At 70.9% G+C, this 15,819-nt stretch carries 16 protein-coding genes; 2 read left to right on the forward strand and 14 right to left on the reverse strand.

Annotation, left to right across the window (positions count from 1 at the left end; genetic code table 11):
- Positions 1 to 2: 2 nt before the first annotated feature.
- A complete protein-coding gene (locus SM116_RS14980) occupies positions 3 to 989 on the reverse strand; it encodes a Dyp-type peroxidase (RefSeq protein WP_320941766.1) in 987 nt (328 codons plus the stop codon).
- A 90-nt stretch (positions 990 to 1,079) separates the two neighbouring features.
- Between SM116_RS14980 and SM116_RS14985 the strand changes: the two genes are divergently transcribed.
- Positions 1,080 to 1,490, forward strand: coding sequence for an SRPBCC family protein (locus tag SM116_RS14985; RefSeq protein ID WP_320941767.1), 411 nt, complete (start codon positions 1,080 to 1,082; stop codon positions 1,488 to 1,490).
- Positions 1,491 to 1,496: 6 nt separating this feature from the next.
- On the opposite strand, the gene SM116_RS14990 is transcribed toward SM116_RS14985, so the two are convergent.
- The 8 genes from SM116_RS14990 to SM116_RS15025 all read right to left on the reverse strand — a co-directional run bounded on the left by SM116_RS14990 (position 1,497) and on the right by SM116_RS15025 (position 8,856).
- Positions 1,497 to 2,774, reverse strand: coding sequence for an RNA polymerase sigma factor (locus tag SM116_RS14990; protein ID WP_320941768.1), 1,278 nt, complete (start codon positions 2,772 to 2,774; stop codon positions 1,497 to 1,499).
- Entirely contained in the window at positions 2,771 to 3,124 is a 354-nt protein-coding gene (locus SM116_RS14995) for a YciI family protein (protein WP_320941769.1), read from the reverse strand. The genes SM116_RS14990 and SM116_RS14995 overlap by 4 nt, the downstream gene beginning before the upstream one ends.
- A gap of 15 nt (positions 3,125 to 3,139) precedes the next feature.
- On the reverse strand, positions 3,140 to 3,709 hold the full coding sequence (locus SM116_RS15000; RefSeq protein ID WP_320941770.1) for a dihydrofolate reductase family protein: 570 nt from the start codon (positions 3,707 to 3,709) through the stop codon (positions 3,140 to 3,142).
- A 94-nt stretch (positions 3,710 to 3,803) separates the two neighbouring features.
- The gene (locus SM116_RS15005) at positions 3,804 to 5,285 is read right to left on the reverse strand and encodes an aldehyde dehydrogenase family protein (protein WP_320941771.1); all 1,482 of its coding nucleotides are present in this window, start codon (positions 5,283 to 5,285) and stop codon (positions 3,804 to 3,806) included.
- Positions 5,282 to 6,427 carry a M20 family metallopeptidase gene (locus SM116_RS15010; RefSeq protein ID WP_320941772.1) on the reverse strand — a complete coding sequence of 382 codons (1,146 nt, stop codon included), beginning with the start codon at positions 6,425 to 6,427 and terminating at the stop codon, positions 5,282 to 5,284. Before SM116_RS15010 ends, SM116_RS15005 begins: the two co-directional genes overlap by 4 nt.
- Positions 6,420 to 7,091, reverse strand: coding sequence for a DUF1028 domain-containing protein (locus tag SM116_RS15015; RefSeq protein WP_320941773.1), 672 nt, complete (start codon positions 7,089 to 7,091; stop codon positions 6,420 to 6,422). The genes SM116_RS15010 and SM116_RS15015 overlap by 8 nt, the downstream gene beginning before the upstream one ends.
- The gene (locus tag SM116_RS15020; RefSeq protein WP_320941774.1) at positions 7,088 to 7,510 is read right to left on the reverse strand and encodes a RidA family protein; all 423 of its coding nucleotides are present in this window, start codon (positions 7,508 to 7,510) and stop codon (positions 7,088 to 7,090) included. The genes SM116_RS15015 and SM116_RS15020 overlap by 4 nt, the downstream gene beginning before the upstream one ends.
- Positions 7,510 to 8,856 (reverse strand): flavin-containing monooxygenase, encoded by a 1,347-nt coding sequence (locus SM116_RS15025; RefSeq protein WP_320941775.1) that lies wholly within the window; start codon positions 8,854 to 8,856, stop codon positions 7,510 to 7,512. The genes SM116_RS15020 and SM116_RS15025 overlap by 1 nt, the downstream gene beginning before the upstream one ends.
- Positions 8,857 to 8,960: 104 nt before the next feature.
- Between SM116_RS15025 and SM116_RS15030 the strand changes: the two genes are divergently transcribed.
- A complete protein-coding gene (locus SM116_RS15030; RefSeq protein WP_320941776.1) occupies positions 8,961 to 9,884 on the forward strand; it encodes a LysR substrate-binding domain-containing protein in 924 nt (307 codons plus the stop codon).
- Positions 9,885 to 10,001: 117 nt separating this feature from the next.
- On the opposite strand, the gene SM116_RS15035 is transcribed toward SM116_RS15030, so the two are convergent.
- The 5 genes from SM116_RS15035 to SM116_RS15055 all read right to left on the reverse strand — a co-directional run bounded on the left by SM116_RS15035 (position 10,002) and on the right by SM116_RS15055 (position 15,746).
- Positions 10,002 to 11,960, reverse strand: coding sequence for a primary-amine oxidase (locus SM116_RS15035; RefSeq protein WP_320941777.1), 1,959 nt, complete (start codon positions 11,958 to 11,960; stop codon positions 10,002 to 10,004).
- A 26-nt stretch (positions 11,961 to 11,986) separates the two neighbouring features.
- The gene (locus SM116_RS15040) at positions 11,987 to 13,498 is read right to left on the reverse strand and encodes an APC family permease (protein WP_320941778.1); all 1,512 of its coding nucleotides are present in this window, start codon (positions 13,496 to 13,498) and stop codon (positions 11,987 to 11,989) included.
- Positions 13,499 to 13,732: 234 nt separating this feature from the next.
- On the reverse strand, positions 13,733 to 13,933 hold the full coding sequence (locus SM116_RS15045; protein ID WP_320941779.1) for a hypothetical protein: 201 nt from the start codon (positions 13,931 to 13,933) through the stop codon (positions 13,733 to 13,735).
- A gap of 121 nt (positions 13,934 to 14,054) precedes the next feature.
- Positions 14,055 to 14,867: an SGNH/GDSL hydrolase family protein gene (locus tag SM116_RS15050; RefSeq protein WP_320941780.1), complete on the reverse strand. Its 813-nt coding sequence runs from the start codon at positions 14,865 to 14,867 to the stop codon at positions 14,055 to 14,057.
- A 72-nt stretch (positions 14,868 to 14,939) separates the two neighbouring features.
- Complete coding sequence (locus tag SM116_RS15055) at positions 14,940 to 15,746, reverse strand: isocitrate lyase/PEP mutase family protein (RefSeq protein WP_320941781.1); 807 nt, start codon at positions 15,744 to 15,746, stop codon at positions 14,940 to 14,942.
- Positions 15,747 to 15,819 lie beyond the last annotated feature (73 nt).

Below are 15,819 nucleotides of genomic sequence, written 5' to 3' on the forward strand. Positions count from 1 at the left end.
GATCAGTCTCCCAAAGAGGCCAGCGTCTCGGCACTGGGCGCGAAGAAGACGTTGCCGGTCTTCGGTGTCGACACGTCGAGGAGGCGATCGTGCAGGCCCGGGGGGTCGCCGATGAACATGCGCTGCAGCATCCGCTCGATCACCCAGAGGCGCCGGGTGTAGCCGAGGAAGTACGTCCCGAACTCCCCCGCCGCCGCGCTCCCGAAGGGCATGTTGTCGCGCAGGATGCCGTGCTCGCCCTGCTCGTCCTGGATGGTGTTGAGGGTCTTGTGCGACTTCTGCCCGCTCTCGGCGTCGGCGAGCTCGACGTTGTCCACCTTGGTCCTGCCCATCACCGCCTGCTGCTGCTCGGTCGTGAGCGCCTGCCAGGCAGTCATGTCGTGCACGTACTTCTGCGCGACGACGTACGAGCCACCGGCGTGGAGAGGATCCTCGTCGCCGACCATCGTCGCCGCCGGCAGTGCCCGTCCGACGGGGTTCGCGGTGCCGTCGACGAAGCCGAGGAGGTCTCGCGCGTCGAAGTAGCGGAAGCCGATCGTCTCGTCGACGACCTCCACGGCCTCGCCGAGTCCGGCGAGCAGCAGCCTCTCGAACTCGAAGCAGAGGTCGGCGCTGTCCGCGCGGACGTGGAAGAGCAGATCGCCCGCGGTGGCGGGAGCCGTGTGCACTGCGCCGACGACGGGCTGGAACTCGTGCAGCTCGGCGGGCCGGGGCAGACCGGTGACGGCATCCCAGACGCGCACGCCGATGGATGCGACGCACACCAGAGACGCCCGCATGTCGCGGAAGTTCACGGTCTTGACGAGATCGTCGATGCCGCCGAGCACGTCGCGCACGATGGCGATCGAACCATCGGCGTCGCTGATCGTGAGGACGAGGAACACGGCTGCGCGGGTCAGCGGCGTGTCGACGGCCTGTGGCGAGTCGCCGGGCGACTCGGCGGGGACGGAGGATTCCGGAAGGTCGCGCGGGGAGGCCTCGAGAGTCATGCGGTCATCGTGGCACGCCACTCCACCCCCGCGAAAGTCACGGCTCACGGTCAGGTGGCGCTGTCCGGGGCAGGGCGTAGCGTGGCGATCATGAGCGCATTCGTGGTCTCCCGTCTGGTCCGCGCCGACCCGCACACCGCGTTCGACGCGTGGACGAAGGTCGAGCAGCTGCAGCAGTGGTGGTGGCCGCAGTGGCCCGACACGACCTTCGAGCTGGACGTCCAGGAGGGCGGCGCCTACACGATCCGCTCTGCGCAGGGCGATGCCGCCGTCAGCGGCGGCTACAGCGAGGTGCGGCCGGGACACGTCCTGACATTCGGCTGGCAGTGGCAGGCGGACATGTCGGATGCCGACACCGTCACGGTGCTCTTCACACCCGACGCGCAGGGGCTCACCGAGGTGACCGTCGTGCACGTCTCGCCCGGCCGGCCCGTCGACCCGGACAACCAGCAGGGCTGGAACGACGTCCTCCAGCGCCTGCCGGATTCGTCGCCCGCCTGAGCCGGATCAGTCCTCGGCGCGCGCGAGCATGAGCGACCGCTCGGCCGCGTTCGCCGTGAGCTCCGCGGCGCGCAGGAACTCGTCGCGCGCCTCGGCCCGACGACCGAGCCGCGCGAGAAGGTCGCCGCGGACGGCGTGCAGCAGGTGGTACTCGTCGAGGGACCCGGCATCCACCACCGCGTCGACGAGGTCGAGACCCGCCGCAGGTCCGTGCACCTCGGCCACCGCGACCGCCCTGTTCAGCTCGACGATCGGCGACGGGAACCGCGCGGCGAGGATGGCGTAGAGTCCGGCGATCCGCCGCCAGTCGGTGTCGTCGGCGGTCGCCGCCATCGCATGCACCGCGGCGATCGCGGCCTGCAGCGCGTAGCGGCCCGGTGCACGGCCGCGCTCGTGCGCGAGGGCGTGCGCCCGCCCCAGGGCGGCGTAGCCGCGCCGGATGAGCAGCCGGTCCCAGCGCGTGCGGTCCTGGTCGCGCAGCAGGACGAGCCGGCCGGTCGCGTCATGCCGCGAGCGCAGGCGCGAGGCCTGCAGCTCGAGGAGCGCGGCGAGTCCGAAGACCTCCGGCTCCGCCGGCATGAGTCCGCAGAGGATCCGCACGAGGCGGAGAGCCTCGGCGCACAGCTCCGCCCGCATCCAGTCGTCGCCCGCCGTCGCCGCATAGCCCTCGTTGAAGACGAGGTAGACGACCTCGAGCACGGCATCCAGCCGCTCGGCGAGCTCCGCACCGGAGGGCACCTCGTAGGGCACGCCCGCATCCCTGATCGTGCGCTTGGCCCGCGAGATGCGCCGGACGATCGTGGGCGTCGCCGTGACGTACGCCCGCGCGATCTCCTCGGTCGTGAGGCCGCCGACGAGGCGCAGCGTCAGCGCCACCTGCGACGCGCGCGGCAGCACGGGATGGCACGTGGTGAACAGCATCCGGAGCAGATCGTCCGAGATCTCGCCCTCGACGATGGATGCGGGGTCCCCCGGCGCCGAATCCAGGTCTGCGCGGAGCTCGCCCTCCAGGAGCGGCAGCTTGCGTGCGAGAGTCGCATCCCGCCGGATGCGATCCACCGCCCGCCGCTTGGCCGTCACCATGAGCCACGCCCCCGTGTTGGCGGGCACGCCGTCGCGCGGCCACTGCTCGAGCGCGGCGAGGTGTGCGTCCTGCGCGATGTCCTCGGCGGTCGTGATGTCGCCGACCAGGCGCGTGAGCACCGCGACGAGCTGCGGCCATTCGATCCGCCACGCCGCATCGACCGCACGGGACACCGTGCGGTCGATGCGCGCGTCGGTCACGCCTCGTCCAGCTCCCGCAGCTCGAGCTCCATGGTCCACTCCGGACCGTGGATGCGCAGGAACCGGGTCCCCCACTCGACGGCCTCGTCGCGCGAGCGCGTCTGCAGCAGGCAGTAGCCGCCCACGACCTCCTTCGACTCCGTGAACGGACCGTCGAGCACGGTCGTCTCGCCGTTCGAGAGCCGGATTCGGGCCGCCTCGTCGAAGGGACGGAGACCTGCCGTATCGAGGAGCACGCCGGCCTTCGTCATCTCCTCGATGAGCCGGCCCATGTCCTCCTCCAGCTTCTCGTCCGGCCCCTGCGGGGGAAGGTTGTCCATGTCGGGCCGGATCAGCATCAGGTAGCGCATGTGTCCGATCCTCCCCTACGCCACGCTGTAGCGCAGGTACACGGCGCCGCTGTCGAAGGAGCGCGATTCGACGAGGTCGAGCGCGAAGTCGGACCCGGCGGGGAACAGCGGGGTCCCTCCCCCGATCACGACCGGATGCACCACGACCCGGAACTCGTCGATCAGCCCGAGGTCGAGGAACGAGTGCACGAGCTTCGGGCTCGCGTAGATCGCGATCGTGCCGCCGGGCTGCTCCTTGAGCCGCCCGAACTGCTCCGCGAGGTCTCCGCGCACGAGCGTCGTGTTGTTCCAGTCGGCGGACTCGAGGGTGGTGGAGCACACGATCTTGTCGACGGCGTTGACCCATTCCGCGTGCGCACGCTCGGTCTGCGAGCTCTCCTCGTTCGGCTGAGTGCTCCAGTAGCCGTACATCCCGAGGTAGGTCTCGCGACCGTACACGGGCAGGTCGAAGTCCTCCTGGATGTGCCGCGCGTACGCGGCGAGCTCCTCGCTGTAGGCGCGGTGGGTCCACTCGAAGCCCGTCCCCTTGCCCGACGACACGTATCCGTCGAGCGTCATGTGCTCGAACGCGACGATCTTCCGCATGAGCGGTCCTTCTTCCGGTGTGCGGAGCCGCCTCTCGGCCCCTTCACCTGTTCCGTCGAACGAGCATCGCGGATTCGGACACCGCCGGGAGCAATCACCCGTGCTGGAACCAGGTGGTCTTCCAATCCGTGTAGTTGTCGAGGGCGTGACGGGACAGGTCGCGGCCGAAGCCGGACTGGCGGAAGCCTCCGAACGGCGTCGTCAGGCCGAGTGCGTCGACGGTGTTCACGGACACCGTGCCGGCCACGAGCCACTCGGCTACGCGGTGCGCGCGGCGGAGGTCGTTCGTCCACAGCGATGCCGCGAGGCCGTAGTCCGTCGCATTCGCGAGGCGGATCGCATCCTCTTCCGTCTCGAACGGCAGCACGGCCACGAGCGGCCCGAAAACCTCGACGCGGTGGAGGTCGTGGTCGGCGCCGAGTCCCGTGACGATCGCCGGCCGCAGATAGGCGTCCGAGCCCGTGATCGTGACGCGTTCACCGCCCCTCACGAGCTCGCCGTCGGCAGCGGCACGCGCGATCGCGGCGCCCACGTCGTCGGCGTGGGCGCGGCTGATGAGGCTGCCGTTGCCGGGAAGGCCGGCGAGGGGATCGCCCGGCTCGTACTCGACGGATGCGGCGGCCAGCAGCCGCACGAACTCGTCATGCGCCGCGCGCTCGACGAGGATGCGCGAGTTCGCCGAGCAGACCTGCCCCTGGTTGTAGAACGCGCCGAAGGCGGCCTTCGCGGCGGCGCTCTCCAGGTCGGCGTCGGCGAAGACGACGTTGGAGCTCTTGCCGCCGGCCTCCAGGGCGACGCGCTTCATGTTGGAGGTGCCGGCATCCACCATCAGCTGCTGGGCGACCGCCGTCGATCCGGTGAACGCGAGCGCGTCGATGCCGGGGTGCCGCGCGATGCGGGTGCCGACGGTCGAGCCGCGGCCCGGCACGACGTTCAGCACCCCGGCCGGGATGCCGGCCTCGAGCGCGAGGTCGCCGAGCCGCAGGGCGGTCAGCGACGTCTCCGTCGCCGGCTTGTGCACGACGCTGTTCCCGGCGGCGAGCGCCGGGGCGAGCTTCCAGGCCGCGATCTCGAGCGGATAGTTCCACGGCGTGATGACGCCGACGACCCCGAGCGGCACGCGCCGGACGAGCGCAGTGGAGCCGGGTGGGGTCGCCGGGATCTCGTCGTACCGCTTGTCGGCGAGCTCGCCGTACCAGCGGAAGGTCTCCGCCGCCCCGGGCACGTCCACCGTCAGCGTCTGGGAGATCGGCTTGCCCGAGTCGAGGGTCTCGAGCAGGGCGAGCTCGTCGAGGTTCGCCATGATCAGGTCGGCGAGGCGGATGAGGGCCTTGCCGCGCTCGGCCGCGCCGATCCGGCTCCAGTCGCCCCGGTCGTACGCACGACGGGCATGCTCGACGGCGAGGTCGACGTCGTGGGCGTCGCCCGCCGCGAGGTCGGCGAGGTGGGTGAGGGAGCCGGGGCTCGTCACCGCGAGGGTGGCGCCGGTGGATGCATCCACCCGCCGGCCGTCGATGACGGCACGGCCGTCGATGACGAGCCCGCGGGCACGGGTCGTCCAGTCGGTGGCGGTCATTCTTCCTCCTCGGGAGCGGTGGCGACGTCGATCGCGGTCCACGCCATCAGCACGGCGGCGTCGAGCAAGGCCTGCTCGGCCGCGGGTCCGACGCACGCCGCGGCGAATTCCTTCTGGTGGTTCGAGTACGGCAGCGAGCCGACCCCGATGTAGGGGTGGATGGCGGGCACGCGCTGCGACACGTTCCCCATGTCGGTGGATGCGCGGTTCATGCGGCCCGCGACGGCGGGGTCGGCGAACACCCGTCCGCGCGCCACGGCGTTCGCCTGGTACGCCGCGAGCGCGCCCTTGTCGGTGCGGAACTCGGCGTAGGGCTTGCTCTCCGGCTCGACCGTGAGCGTCGCGCCCGTCGCGAGCGCGCCGGCCTCGAAGCACCGCAGCACGCGCTCCTCGAGCCGGGCGAGCTCGTCGAGCGAGTTCGCCCGCCAGTACCACCGGCCTTCGGTGCGCTCGGGGATCGCGTTCGGCGCGTGCCCGCCGATCGTCTGGATGCCGTGCACCCGCGTGTCTGCGGGCAGCTGCTGCCGCAGCATCCCGATCGCGACCTGGGCGATCACGAAGGCGTCGTTCGCGTTGACCCCCTCGTCGGGGTAGGCGGCCGCGTGCGCGGACACGCCGTCGTAGGCGATGTGACTGTGCGCCACGGCGAACGGGCGCGCTTCCGCGACGTCGACCGGCGCCGGATGCACCATCATCGCGAGGTCGAGGTCCGCGAACGCGCCGGCCTCGAGAAGCTCGATCTTGCCGCCGCCGCCCTCCTCCGCCGGGGTGCCGTACACGCGGACCGTGATCCCGAGGTCATCGGCGAGGCGCGCGAGCGCGAGACCTGCGCCGACGGCGCTCGCCGCGATGAGATTGTGCCCGCAGGCGTGGCCGAGTGCGGGCAGGGCGTCGTACTCGGCCATGATGCCGATGGTCACGGGGCCGCTGCCGGCCTCCGCGAGCAGGGCCGTCTCGAAGCCGAGATAGGCAGGCGTCACGCGGAAGCCGGCGTCGGCGAGGGCATCGCCGACCCACCCGGCTGCGCGGCGCTCCTGCCATGCCGTCTCGGGGTGAGCGTGGACCGTCTCGGAGAGAGCGATGAGCGGCCGGGATGCCGCCGAGACCGTCGCCTCCGCGGCGACCTTGAGCGTCTCACTCATCCCCGGGGACTCCATAGGACGGGGCGGCGGCCGGGGCGAGTGCGCGCGTCACATAGGCATCGCGCTGCGGCAGCCACCTGTCGAGGAGCCCGCCGAGCTCGGCGACCGGGTCGCCGTCGGTCCAGTCCACACGCAGGTCGGTGACGCGCCACCCGGCCTCGCGGACGACCGAGAGCCCGGCGGAGTGCACCGGCCCGGCCTCACCCCCGGCCGCCATCGCCGCCGTCATCGCGGACAGCAGTCGCACCTCGAGATCACCGGTCGCGACGGCGAACGCCTCCACCATCAGCTGCGGGATGTCGGCGGACGCGAGCATGTTGCCGCCCGCCGCCGTGCCGTCGCCCACGGCATGCCCGAAGAGGCCCAGGGCGCGAGCGCCCGAGTACGCCCCCGTGCCGCCGCGCGCATCGATGACGAGCAGCTGACGGAACTCGACGTCGGGCGCCGCATCCGTCTCCGCGCGCAGCGCATCGCCTGCCGGCATCCCCGCGCGCAGACGGTCCAGCACGGCCGGACCGAGCCGCGGATCCGTCACGTTCTGCGAGTTCACGCCCCCGACGCCGTCGGCGAGGTGCACGCAGCGCGCCGCGACGGCGGGCGACGACGAGCAGATCGCGGAGCCGATGGCACCGGATGCGTCGCGCGCGACGATCGAGAACGTCATTGCGCACCGCCCGAGACGACCGCGGTCGCGTCGATCTCGACAAGCCACTCGGGACGGGCCAGCGCACTCACCACGATCCCGGTCGACACCGGGTGGACGCCCTTCAGCCAGCGCCCCATGACCCGGTAGACGGGCTCGCGGTAGCGCGGATCGATGAGGTAGACGACGACCTTCACGATGTCGGCGAGTGAGGATCCCGCCTCGCCGAGCAGCATCGCGATGTTGGCCATCGCCTTCTCCGCCTGGGCCTCGACGTCGCCGATGCCGATCGACTCGCGGGTCTCGAGATCCTGCCCGATCTGACCGCGCAGGTACACGACGCCGTTCGCGACGACGGCCTGGCAGAGGTCGTTGTCGAGGTTCTGCTCGGGGTAGGTCTCCTTCGTGTTGAAGGGGCGGATGCGGGTGTGCGTGGGCATCATGCGGCTCCGGTGGTGGCGAGGGCTGGGCCCCCGCGCCGGGAGGCTCCACGCAGCGCGTCAGCGATGCGTGGAGTCGGCGCGGGGAGGGTGGGCTGGCGGGCCTCGTCGTAAGCGAGGTATCCGCGCTGGATGGCGATCTGGTCGGCGATGTACTTGGCGTCGTGCCAGACGCCCCAGAGGAAACTCGACCCGCGGCGCGACTGCCACGGGAGCCCGAGGAAGTAGACGCCCAGCTCCCGCGACACCCCGCGCTGGTGGCGAGGACGGCCGCGCTCGTCGAATGTGTCGACCTCGAGCCATGAGTAGTCGGCGCCGAAGCCGACGGCCCAGACGATGCTCGTGATGCCGGCCGCGGCGAGGTCGACCGACAGGACCGGGTCGGTGACGCAGTCGGGATCGCCACCGAGGACGTGCGCCTCCGGCTCCTCCGGGAGGTCGAGGCCGTTGCGCTCGACGAAGGCGTCGGCCTCGCGCAGCAGCGACAGGTAGTTCGCATCCCCCGCCGCGATGTTGGCCGCGAGGTCGGGGGCGAAGGCCATGACGCCGTCACGGTAGGCGCCGGCTCGCCCGAGCAACGTGATGCCCGACCCGGCCAGGCGGCGGAAGTCGACGGTGCGGCCGCCGTTCGCCCCGCTCACGGCGATCGTGACGTGCTCCGCGCCGGCGGCAGGAGCCGCCGCATCCCACTTCCCGAGCACGCCCAGCCACCAGCAGAAGTCGCGGTCGCGGTAGGACCGCGGTGGGCGGTCGTGCGGTCCGACGGCGAGGTGGACCTCTCGGCCCGACGCGCGGAGCTCGTCGGCGATCTGCACGCCCGACGAGCCGGCGCCGACGACCATCACGCCGCCGGGCGGCAGCTGTGCGGGGTTGCGGTACGAGCTGGAGTGCAGCTGGTGGATCCCGGCGTCCCCGGGCACGACGTCGGGGATGATCGGCGTCTGGAACGCCCCGGTTGCCGCGACGACGAACCGCGCCTCGATCGGGCCGCCGCTCGTCGCGGCCCGGAACCCCGGGCGTCCCGCGTTGCGGCGCACGGAGGTGACCTCGACGCCGGTGCGGATCGGAGCGTCGAAGCTCCCCGCGTACGCGGCGAGGTAGTCGGCGACCTGCTCCTTGCCCGCGAAGGCGTCGGGGTCGAGGTCGAACTCCTTGCCGGGGAAGCGGTCGTGCCAGGCGGGCCCGTTGGCCACGAGCGAGTCCCAACGCCACGAGCGCCAGCGCTCCGCGATGCGGTCGCGCTCCACCACGATGTGCGGCACTCCCCCGCGGGTCAAGTGCTCGCTCATCGCGATGCCGGCCTGGCCGCCACCGACGACGAGGACTTCCGTCTGCTCGCTCGACATCCCTACCTCCTCGTAACCGTCTCCTCCATCGTCGCGAGCCGCCCTGCATCTGTACACTTCACAAACTCGACGTACCGCATCAAGAGAATTGATACGATCGCGGTATGGCACGCCTCGGCCGACCCGATCTGACGCTCGTGCAGCTGCGGTACTTCGTCGCGGCGGCGACCCGCCGATCCATGACCGAGGCCTCCCTCGATCTGCACGTCGCGCAGTCCGCTGTCTCGACGGCGATCGCCCAGCTCGAGCGCACCCTCGGCGTGCAGCTGTTCGTGCGGCAGCGCAGCAAAGGGCTCGCGATGACGGATGCCGGCGAGCAGCTGCTGCGCGACGCGCAATCGCTGCTGTCTCAGGTCGACGAGATGACGGATGCCGTCCGCGGCCAGCACCACGACGTGCGGGGGACGCTCCGCCTCGCATGCTTCGTCACACTGGCGCCGTTCGTGCTGCCGCGGCTGATCTCGCGCGTCGAGCAGGAGCATCCGGATCTGCGCGTCGAGATCATCGAGGCCGACGTCGACGGCACGGTGGAGCTGCTGCTCAGCGGCTCCGTCGAGGGCGCCATCGCCTACGACTTCGGCGAAGTGCACGACCTCGCCTTCGACCACCTCTACGCGGCGCCGCCGCACGTCATCCTGTCGTCGGAGCATCCGCTGGCCCGGCACACGCGCCTGCGTCTCGCGGAGCTCGCGGGGCAGGACCTCGTGCTGCTCGACCTCCCGCACTCCCGGGAGTACTTCCTCGGGATGCTGCGCGACGCCGGAGTCGATCCGCAGATCCGCTACAGCTCGCGCAGCTACGAGACCGTGCGCTCGCTCGTCGCCCGGGGTCACGGCTACTCCGTGCTCAACCACATCCCGCAGTCTCCGCGCACCTACGACGGCGGGCAGCTCACGGCACTGCCGATCGCGGATGCCGTGCCGCCCCTGGACGTCTGCTTCGTCCGGGTGAAGGACGTCCGGCCGACGGCACGCGTGAGGGTCATCGCATCCCTGGCCCGCGAGCTCTTCGGCACCCCCGCCTCCTGACCCACCCTCCCCCTCGCGAACCCATACTCCTTTCCCGAACCCTCACCCGATGGACGTCCATTGGATGTGGGTTCGGGAAAGGAGTGTGGGTTCGCGGAGTACCGAGGAAGGGCGCGCTCAGCAGTGGCAGGCGCCCTCGGCGCAGTGCGCCTTCGTCGCCGGCGACGGCGGCAGATCCAGCGCCGGGTTCTGGTCGAAGAACCCGGTGGGCTTGAGCGTGAAGCCCGTGTGGTCGACGGGCATGATCGGCCAGTCCTCCGTGCGCGGGAAGTGCGTGAGCCCGAAGCTGTGCCACAGCACGATGTCCTGCCCGTCGATGTCGCGGTCGGCCGCGGTGTACTCGGGCAGACCGGCGCTCCCGATGCTCTGGTTGACGAAGTCGCCGGCGGGGTACCGCTCGTCCTGCGCGAACCGCGTCACCCACAGGTGCTCGGTCGCGAAGGCCGCGCGGCGCGCGATGGAGGAGTCCTCCGCCATCGCGAGCGTCGGCTGCCCCTCGGGGAACAGCGTGTAGGCGACGTGCTCGCCGACGATGTTTGTCTTGTCGGTGTTGACGATCTCCCACACTCGGCCGACGCTCCCGTCGGCCTTGCGCCTGGCCTGGGACTCGGTGCCCAGAACCCGCCGTGAGCGTGTGAACGCGTTGCCGTGCGGATTGCCCTCCCCCATCGGCACGCGCTGGAGGTCGAGCTCGTGCACGGCGTTGCGCTCGCCGTCCACGGCCATGTCGAGGCGGGCGCAGAAGAGGTGCTGGTGGTACGGCGCCGCCAGCCCCGGCGCGATCTGCGACGCATACGGGTAGTCGCGCTCCGGGTGTCGCGCGGTGAAGACGATGCCGGTCGCCTTCGCCTCGAACTCGATCGTCCCGTCGAGGTAGAGGTACCAGTAGAACCCGTAGTCGTAGTTGCCGACCGTCGTGAAGAAGCTCACGACGAGGCGCCGCTGGCGGCGGGTCGAGCGGTGGTTCGCCCACTCGTCGGTGTGCTTCCACAGCAGCCCGACGTCCTCCTCATGGATGCAGATCGCCTGCGGGATCTCGCGCGGATTGCCGAAGTCGTCGGCCACCACGGGCGACAGGTAGGTGATCTCGCCCAGGCAGTCGCAGCCGAGCTCGAGGGAGTTGGCATCCCGCCCCACGAGGTACTCGCCGGTGTCGAAGTAGTTCTGCCAGGAGCGGTAGGGAGCCGGGTCGCCGTAGGGCACCACCATCTCGGCGATGGATGCGCGGTCCACGATCGAGCGCCGCGTGCCGCGGTCGTCGAACCCGATGCGACTGAGGACGAGACCCTCGCGCGCGTCGAACCCGACGTGCAGGTCCCACTTCCACCACCGCAGCACGTTGCCGTCGAGCGTGAAGCTGGGCCCCTCGGGCTGCGTGATGGCGATGGGCTTGAGGTCGGTGCGCAGCGGCCCGGTGAGCTCGGGATCCTCGAAGTTGCCGTTCGTGAGCGGGATGTCGGCGGGGCCGTCGTCGATGATCCGCACGACGCGGCGGTCGATCATGTCCACGAACGCGACGAGCTGGTCGACGGGGTGCCCCCACGCGTAGTCCGACGGATCGCGCTGCACGAATGCGAGACCGCGCAGCAGCCGCCGCCCCTCCTCGCCCGCGTAGTCGAAGATGCCGGCCGACAGCGGGGCGACCCGCACATCGTCGGGTGTGAGCCCGCGGGTCGCGAGGGCTGCCCTCCATCCGTCGTCCGCCGCCAGGATCTCCTCGATCGCCGCGAACTCCTCCAGCAGCACGGGGGCCTGCCCGACGAGCGCCGGGTCGACATCCGTCGCCGCGACCGTCGCGCCGGCCGTGAGGTCGACCACCAGATCGGTCGTCGCACCCGTGGACGTGTCGAGCAGGATGACGCGTGCCCGCCGGTGCGGCACGGCCGAGGGTTCGGCGGCCCACGCGCGCAGCTCGCGCTTCGCCGGGTCGTGCAGGCCGACGTACGCGAAGCGCACGCGATCGCCGATGCGGCCCTCGTCGACGAGGTGATCGCGCACCGCGGAGATCTCGTCGGCGGTCAGCGCATCCAACGGGTGGGTGCGGCGAACGGTCGGGATGGTGAGCAGCTGGGTCACGATGTCTTCTCCGGGTCCTTGGTCTGTCAGTCGCCGACGAGCGCGGCGAACTCCGCGTCGTCGAGCTCTTCGCTCTGCGCGCCGCGGCGACTGCGCTCCCAGGCATAGCCGACCACCGCGAGGATCGCGATCACGACGAGCGTGCCGATGGTGAACAGCTCGAACGTCGGCCGGCCGACGCCCCACACGTCCTGGAAGTCGTACGTCACGCCCAGCAGGCCTTCCAACGTTCCCGGGAACACCGCCACCCACGACCCGAGCAGCACCCACGCGTAGATGACGACGGTGCAGACCCAGAGTCCGACGGTGCCGCCCGGCACGCGGAAGGGCCGCGGCACGTCGGGGTGCTTGCGGCGCAGGGCGATGATCGACGGGAAGATCACGAGGTACGACAGCAGCAGGGTCGAGATGGCGACCGTCAGCACGACCGTGAACACCGCGGCGGTGGTGCCGTTCAGCAGGACGGTCGCGGCGATGCAGAACACGGAGGCGACGACGCCGGACAGCAGGTTCATGCGCACCGGCGTGCCGAGGCGCGGCGAGAACGCGCCGAAGTAGCGGAAGAACGCGCCGTCGGCGCCGGCCGCGGCCTGCACCCGGTCGGAGGCGATCATCCACGCGCTCGCCTGCGTGAGCACGACGAAGACGAACAGGACGGCGGCGATCCACAGGAGCGTGTCCGCTGCGGGGCCGTAGACCGTGAAGACCTCCTTGAACGCGTCCAGCAGACCGCTCGCACCCTGCACCTTCTGGGCCGGGAGCACCGCGAGGATCGCGAAGATCGGGACGAGGTAGCACAGGATCGAGATGAGGCCCGAGGATGCCACAGCCTTCGGGACGTCGCGCTGCGGGTCGCGCATCTCCTCCGCGGCGCCGTTCGGCGCCTCGAAGCCCACGACGGCGAAGAGGATGACGGGCGTGACCGCGAGGAAGCCGCCGAGGGTCGGCGAGAAGTCCCCCGCCGCGTAGCCGTGCACACCGTACCGGAGGGCGTAGATGCCGACTGTGACGACGAAGATCACCAGCAGAGCCACCTTGACGATGCCGCCCGCCGCCACGATGTGCTTGCCGTACTGCAGGCCGATGATCGCGGTGGCGATCGCGAGCCAGATGAAGACGAGCTTGAACGCGTAGTCGGCGAGACTGCCCGACGTCAGCGGCGAGATGTAGGCGTCCCACGTGGCCGCCGAGATGAAGACCAGCGAGCCGCCCATCCAGAGCGGGTTGGTGACCCAGTAGAACATCGTCGCGATGGCAGCCGCGAGCTTGCCGAAGGCGAGCCGCACCCACACGAACGGGCCGCCCTCGCCGTGGAACGAGCTGCCGAGCTCGGCGACCACGAGCGCGTACGGGAACAGGAAGGTCACGCCGATCACGGCCGTCCAGGTGAAGGCCTCGGCGCCCCCGCCCGCGGCGATCTGCGCGATCACATCGATCGAGATGATCGCGCTGATCGAGAGCAGGATGATGTCGAGCCGGCCCAGGGTCTTGCGGAACGTCTGGGTGCGGATATCGGATGTCTCGGGTTGGACGCTCATCGAGGACTCCTCTGTCCATGGGCCTGCGGGTCGGGTCCGCGTGCCGCGAATGGATCGAGTCAAGCCCACGCGGTCACCCGCGCGCCAATATCGGTCGGCGGACCACTGGATCAACGGAATTGATGCAGTCAGTCCCAGTTCATCAGATCGAGGGATGCCGTGACCGTGCGCGCGTCATCGCCGGGGAAGCCAGGTGTGCGGCGCGGCGGCGCGACCGAACACCGTGCGCGCCGCTCAGCGCCAGTCGGCCACCGCAGCCGCCGCCTGCAGGTCGCGATAGGCGCGCTCCTCCTCGCGGCCGACCCGCCGGCCGCGGTGCTCGAGCCCGCGCGGCGACCATCGCCAGCTGAGCAACGGTGTGCGCGTCCGCTCGGGCGTCCCAGCGTTGACGTGCCGGCTGAACACCGCCGGCGAGTGGATCTCTTGTACCGTCATACTTCCACTCAACCGTGGAAGTGGACCTGGTCATCGAGTCCAATTCATCCTGCGTGGCCTTGCCGTCCCCGCTCTGTGTGGAAGGAGAGCGGGCCAATTCCGCGGACCTGGCGAACGCCCCCTACGGGAGGACCCCCAGGATCGCGTCCCGGTAGGCGGCATAGCCGAGCACATTGGGGTGGAAGAACGTCACCGGGTCGGTCGGATCGCCTCCGATCCACGGCACATCTGCCCCGCCGATGGCGTGGGCCCCGAACGAGATCGGCACGAACACGGCAGGAACGCCCGTCGTGGCCTCGGCGAGCACGGCACCGGCGAGCTGCGCGTCGAGAGCGTCGGAGGCGGCGTTCACGACGGCCGCGAGCGGGTCGGCGGCAGCCGCGCCGGCGGCGAAGGGCTCGGGGTAGCCGGTGACGACGATCGTCGCTCGCGCAGACCTGGCATGGACAGCGCCGATGAGACCCGCCATCTTCGGCCCGACGGTCTGGATCGCGGCCGTCGCCGCGGCGATCGCCTGCTGACACGCGACCGATGTCTCGTCGGGGGCGCACGCGGCGTAGACGCCGCCGATGTTCAGGTCGTTCGCGCCGGCCGTGATCGTCACCAGCGTGGTGCCCTGATTCACGTAGCCGAGCTGCCGGGCCGACACCTGGTCGATGGTCGCCCCCGAGCAGGCGGGCAGCCGCAGCAGGTTGAACCGCGGCACAGCGCCGATCTGCGAGGCGTAGCCGAGGGTCGTCCGAAGGCAGGAATCGAGGGGCGCACCGGCGCCCTGGCCGGCTCCGTACGAGTCGCCGAGGGCGACGTACTTCGCCACGGGAACAGGCTGGGCCGCGAATGCCGGCGCCGCTCCCATCGGGAGGGCGAGGAGCGCGGCAGCCACGGCTGCGATCGCGATGATCCTGCGCGGACGTGCGAGTCGGGTTTCACTCATAGCCGGAGACTAGCCCCGGCAACGCCGGTCAGAACAGGGACCGAGGTCTTCACCTCGGAGATTCTCCCCCGATCAACCGGCGAATCTGCGCTGCACCTCGGCGTAGCTGATCGCGCCGTCGAGGAATCCGAGCGTGCCCGGGCCGGCGAGCTCGCGGGCGGCCCGCTCGAGCGCCGTGATCGCCACCCGCGCGAGGCTGCCGCCGAGGCTCACACGCTTCACCCCGAGCGAGAACAGCGTCGGCGCATCGATGATGTTCGAGCTGAGCCCGGCCACGATGTTGAGCGGGGCCGGGATCTCCGCGACCAGCCGCCGGATGCTGTCCTCGTCGTTCACGCCCGGAACGAAGATGCAGTCCGCCCCTGCGTCGAGGTACCGGTGCGCGCGACCCACGGTCTCGCGGAACGGATCGCCGGATCCACCCATGAAGTAGGCATCCGTGCGCGCATTGAGGACGAACGTGCCGCGGGGCGCGGCATCCCGAGCCGCCGCCAGGCGCTCCGCCGCCTCGTCGACGTCGATCAGGACACCCTGGCGCGTGTCCTCGAGGTTGCCGCCGACGACCCCGGTCGCCACGGCGAGCTCGACGGTGCGGCCGACCTCCGCGGCCGTGTCACCGTATCCCGCCTCGAGGTCGGCCGTCACGGGAACCCCGACTGCGGCGACGATCTCCGCCACCCGGTCGAGCATCCTCCTGAGGTCGATCGCCCCGCCGTCGGGAACACCGAGCGACCAGGCGACGCCGGCGCTCGTCGTGGCGATCGCCGCGAATCCGGCCTGCTCCAGGATGCGGGCGGAGCCGGCGTCCCACGCGTTGGGCAGCACGAAGCCTGGCCCGGAGTGGAGCTCGAGGAACTCGGCGGCATGCTCGTTCGGCATGTTTCGACCTCACATCCTGTCGCACGTGCGGAGGGTCCCACGCGCCGCACCCAGTGTGCCCGGTCGCCGATGC

Source organism: Microbacterium rhizosphaerae (genome assembly GCF_034120055.1).
Classification (GTDB): Bacteria; Actinomycetota; Actinomycetes; order Actinomycetales; family Microbacteriaceae; genus Microbacterium; species Microbacterium rhizosphaerae.

Bases quoted from the DNA above. Each gene is read 5' to 3' on its own strand.
- SM116_RS14980 (WP_320941766.1), bottom strand. From the start codon at position 989: ATGACTCTCGAGGCCTCCCCGCGCGACCTTCCGGAATCCTCCGTCCCC.
- SM116_RS14985 (WP_320941767.1), top strand. From the start codon at position 1,080: ATGAGCGCATTCGTGGTCTCCCGTCTGGTCCGCGCCGACCCGCACACC.
- SM116_RS14995 (WP_320941769.1), bottom strand. From the start codon at position 3,124: ATGCGCTACCTGATGCTGATCCGGCCCGACATGGACAACCTTCCCCCG.
- SM116_RS15000 (WP_320941770.1), bottom strand. From the start codon at position 3,709: ATGCGGAAGATCGTCGCGTTCGAGCACATGACGCTCGACGGATACGTG.
- SM116_RS15005 (WP_320941771.1), bottom strand. From the start codon at position 5,285: ATGACCGCCACCGACTGGACGACCCGTGCCCGCGGGCTCGTCATCGAC.
- SM116_RS15010 (WP_320941772.1), bottom strand. From the start codon at position 6,427: ATGAGTGAGACGCTCAAGGTCGCCGCGGAGGCGACGGTCTCGGCGGCA.
- SM116_RS15015 (WP_320941773.1), bottom strand. From the start codon at position 7,091: ATGACGTTCTCGATCGTCGCGCGCGACGCATCCGGTGCCATCGGCTCC.
- SM116_RS15020 (WP_320941774.1), bottom strand. From the start codon at position 7,510: ATGCCCACGCACACCCGCATCCGCCCCTTCAACACGAAGGAGACCTAC.
- SM116_RS15025 (WP_320941775.1), bottom strand. From the start codon at position 8,856: ATGTCGAGCGAGCAGACGGAAGTCCTCGTCGTCGGTGGCGGCCAGGCC.
- SM116_RS15030 (WP_320941776.1), top strand. From the start codon at position 8,961: ATGGCACGCCTCGGCCGACCCGATCTGACGCTCGTGCAGCTGCGGTAC.
- SM116_RS15040 (WP_320941778.1), bottom strand. From the start codon at position 13,498: ATGAGCGTCCAACCCGAGACATCCGATATCCGCACCCAGACGTTCCGC.
- SM116_RS15045 (WP_320941779.1), bottom strand. From the start codon at position 13,933: ATGACGGTACAAGAGATCCACTCGCCGGCGGTGTTCAGCCGGCACGTC.
- SM116_RS15050 (WP_320941780.1), bottom strand. From the start codon at position 14,867: ATGAGTGAAACCCGACTCGCACGTCCGCGCAGGATCATCGCGATCGCA.
- SM116_RS15055 (WP_320941781.1), bottom strand. From the start codon at position 15,746: ATGCCGAACGAGCATGCCGCCGAGTTCCTCGAGCTCCACTCCGGGCCA.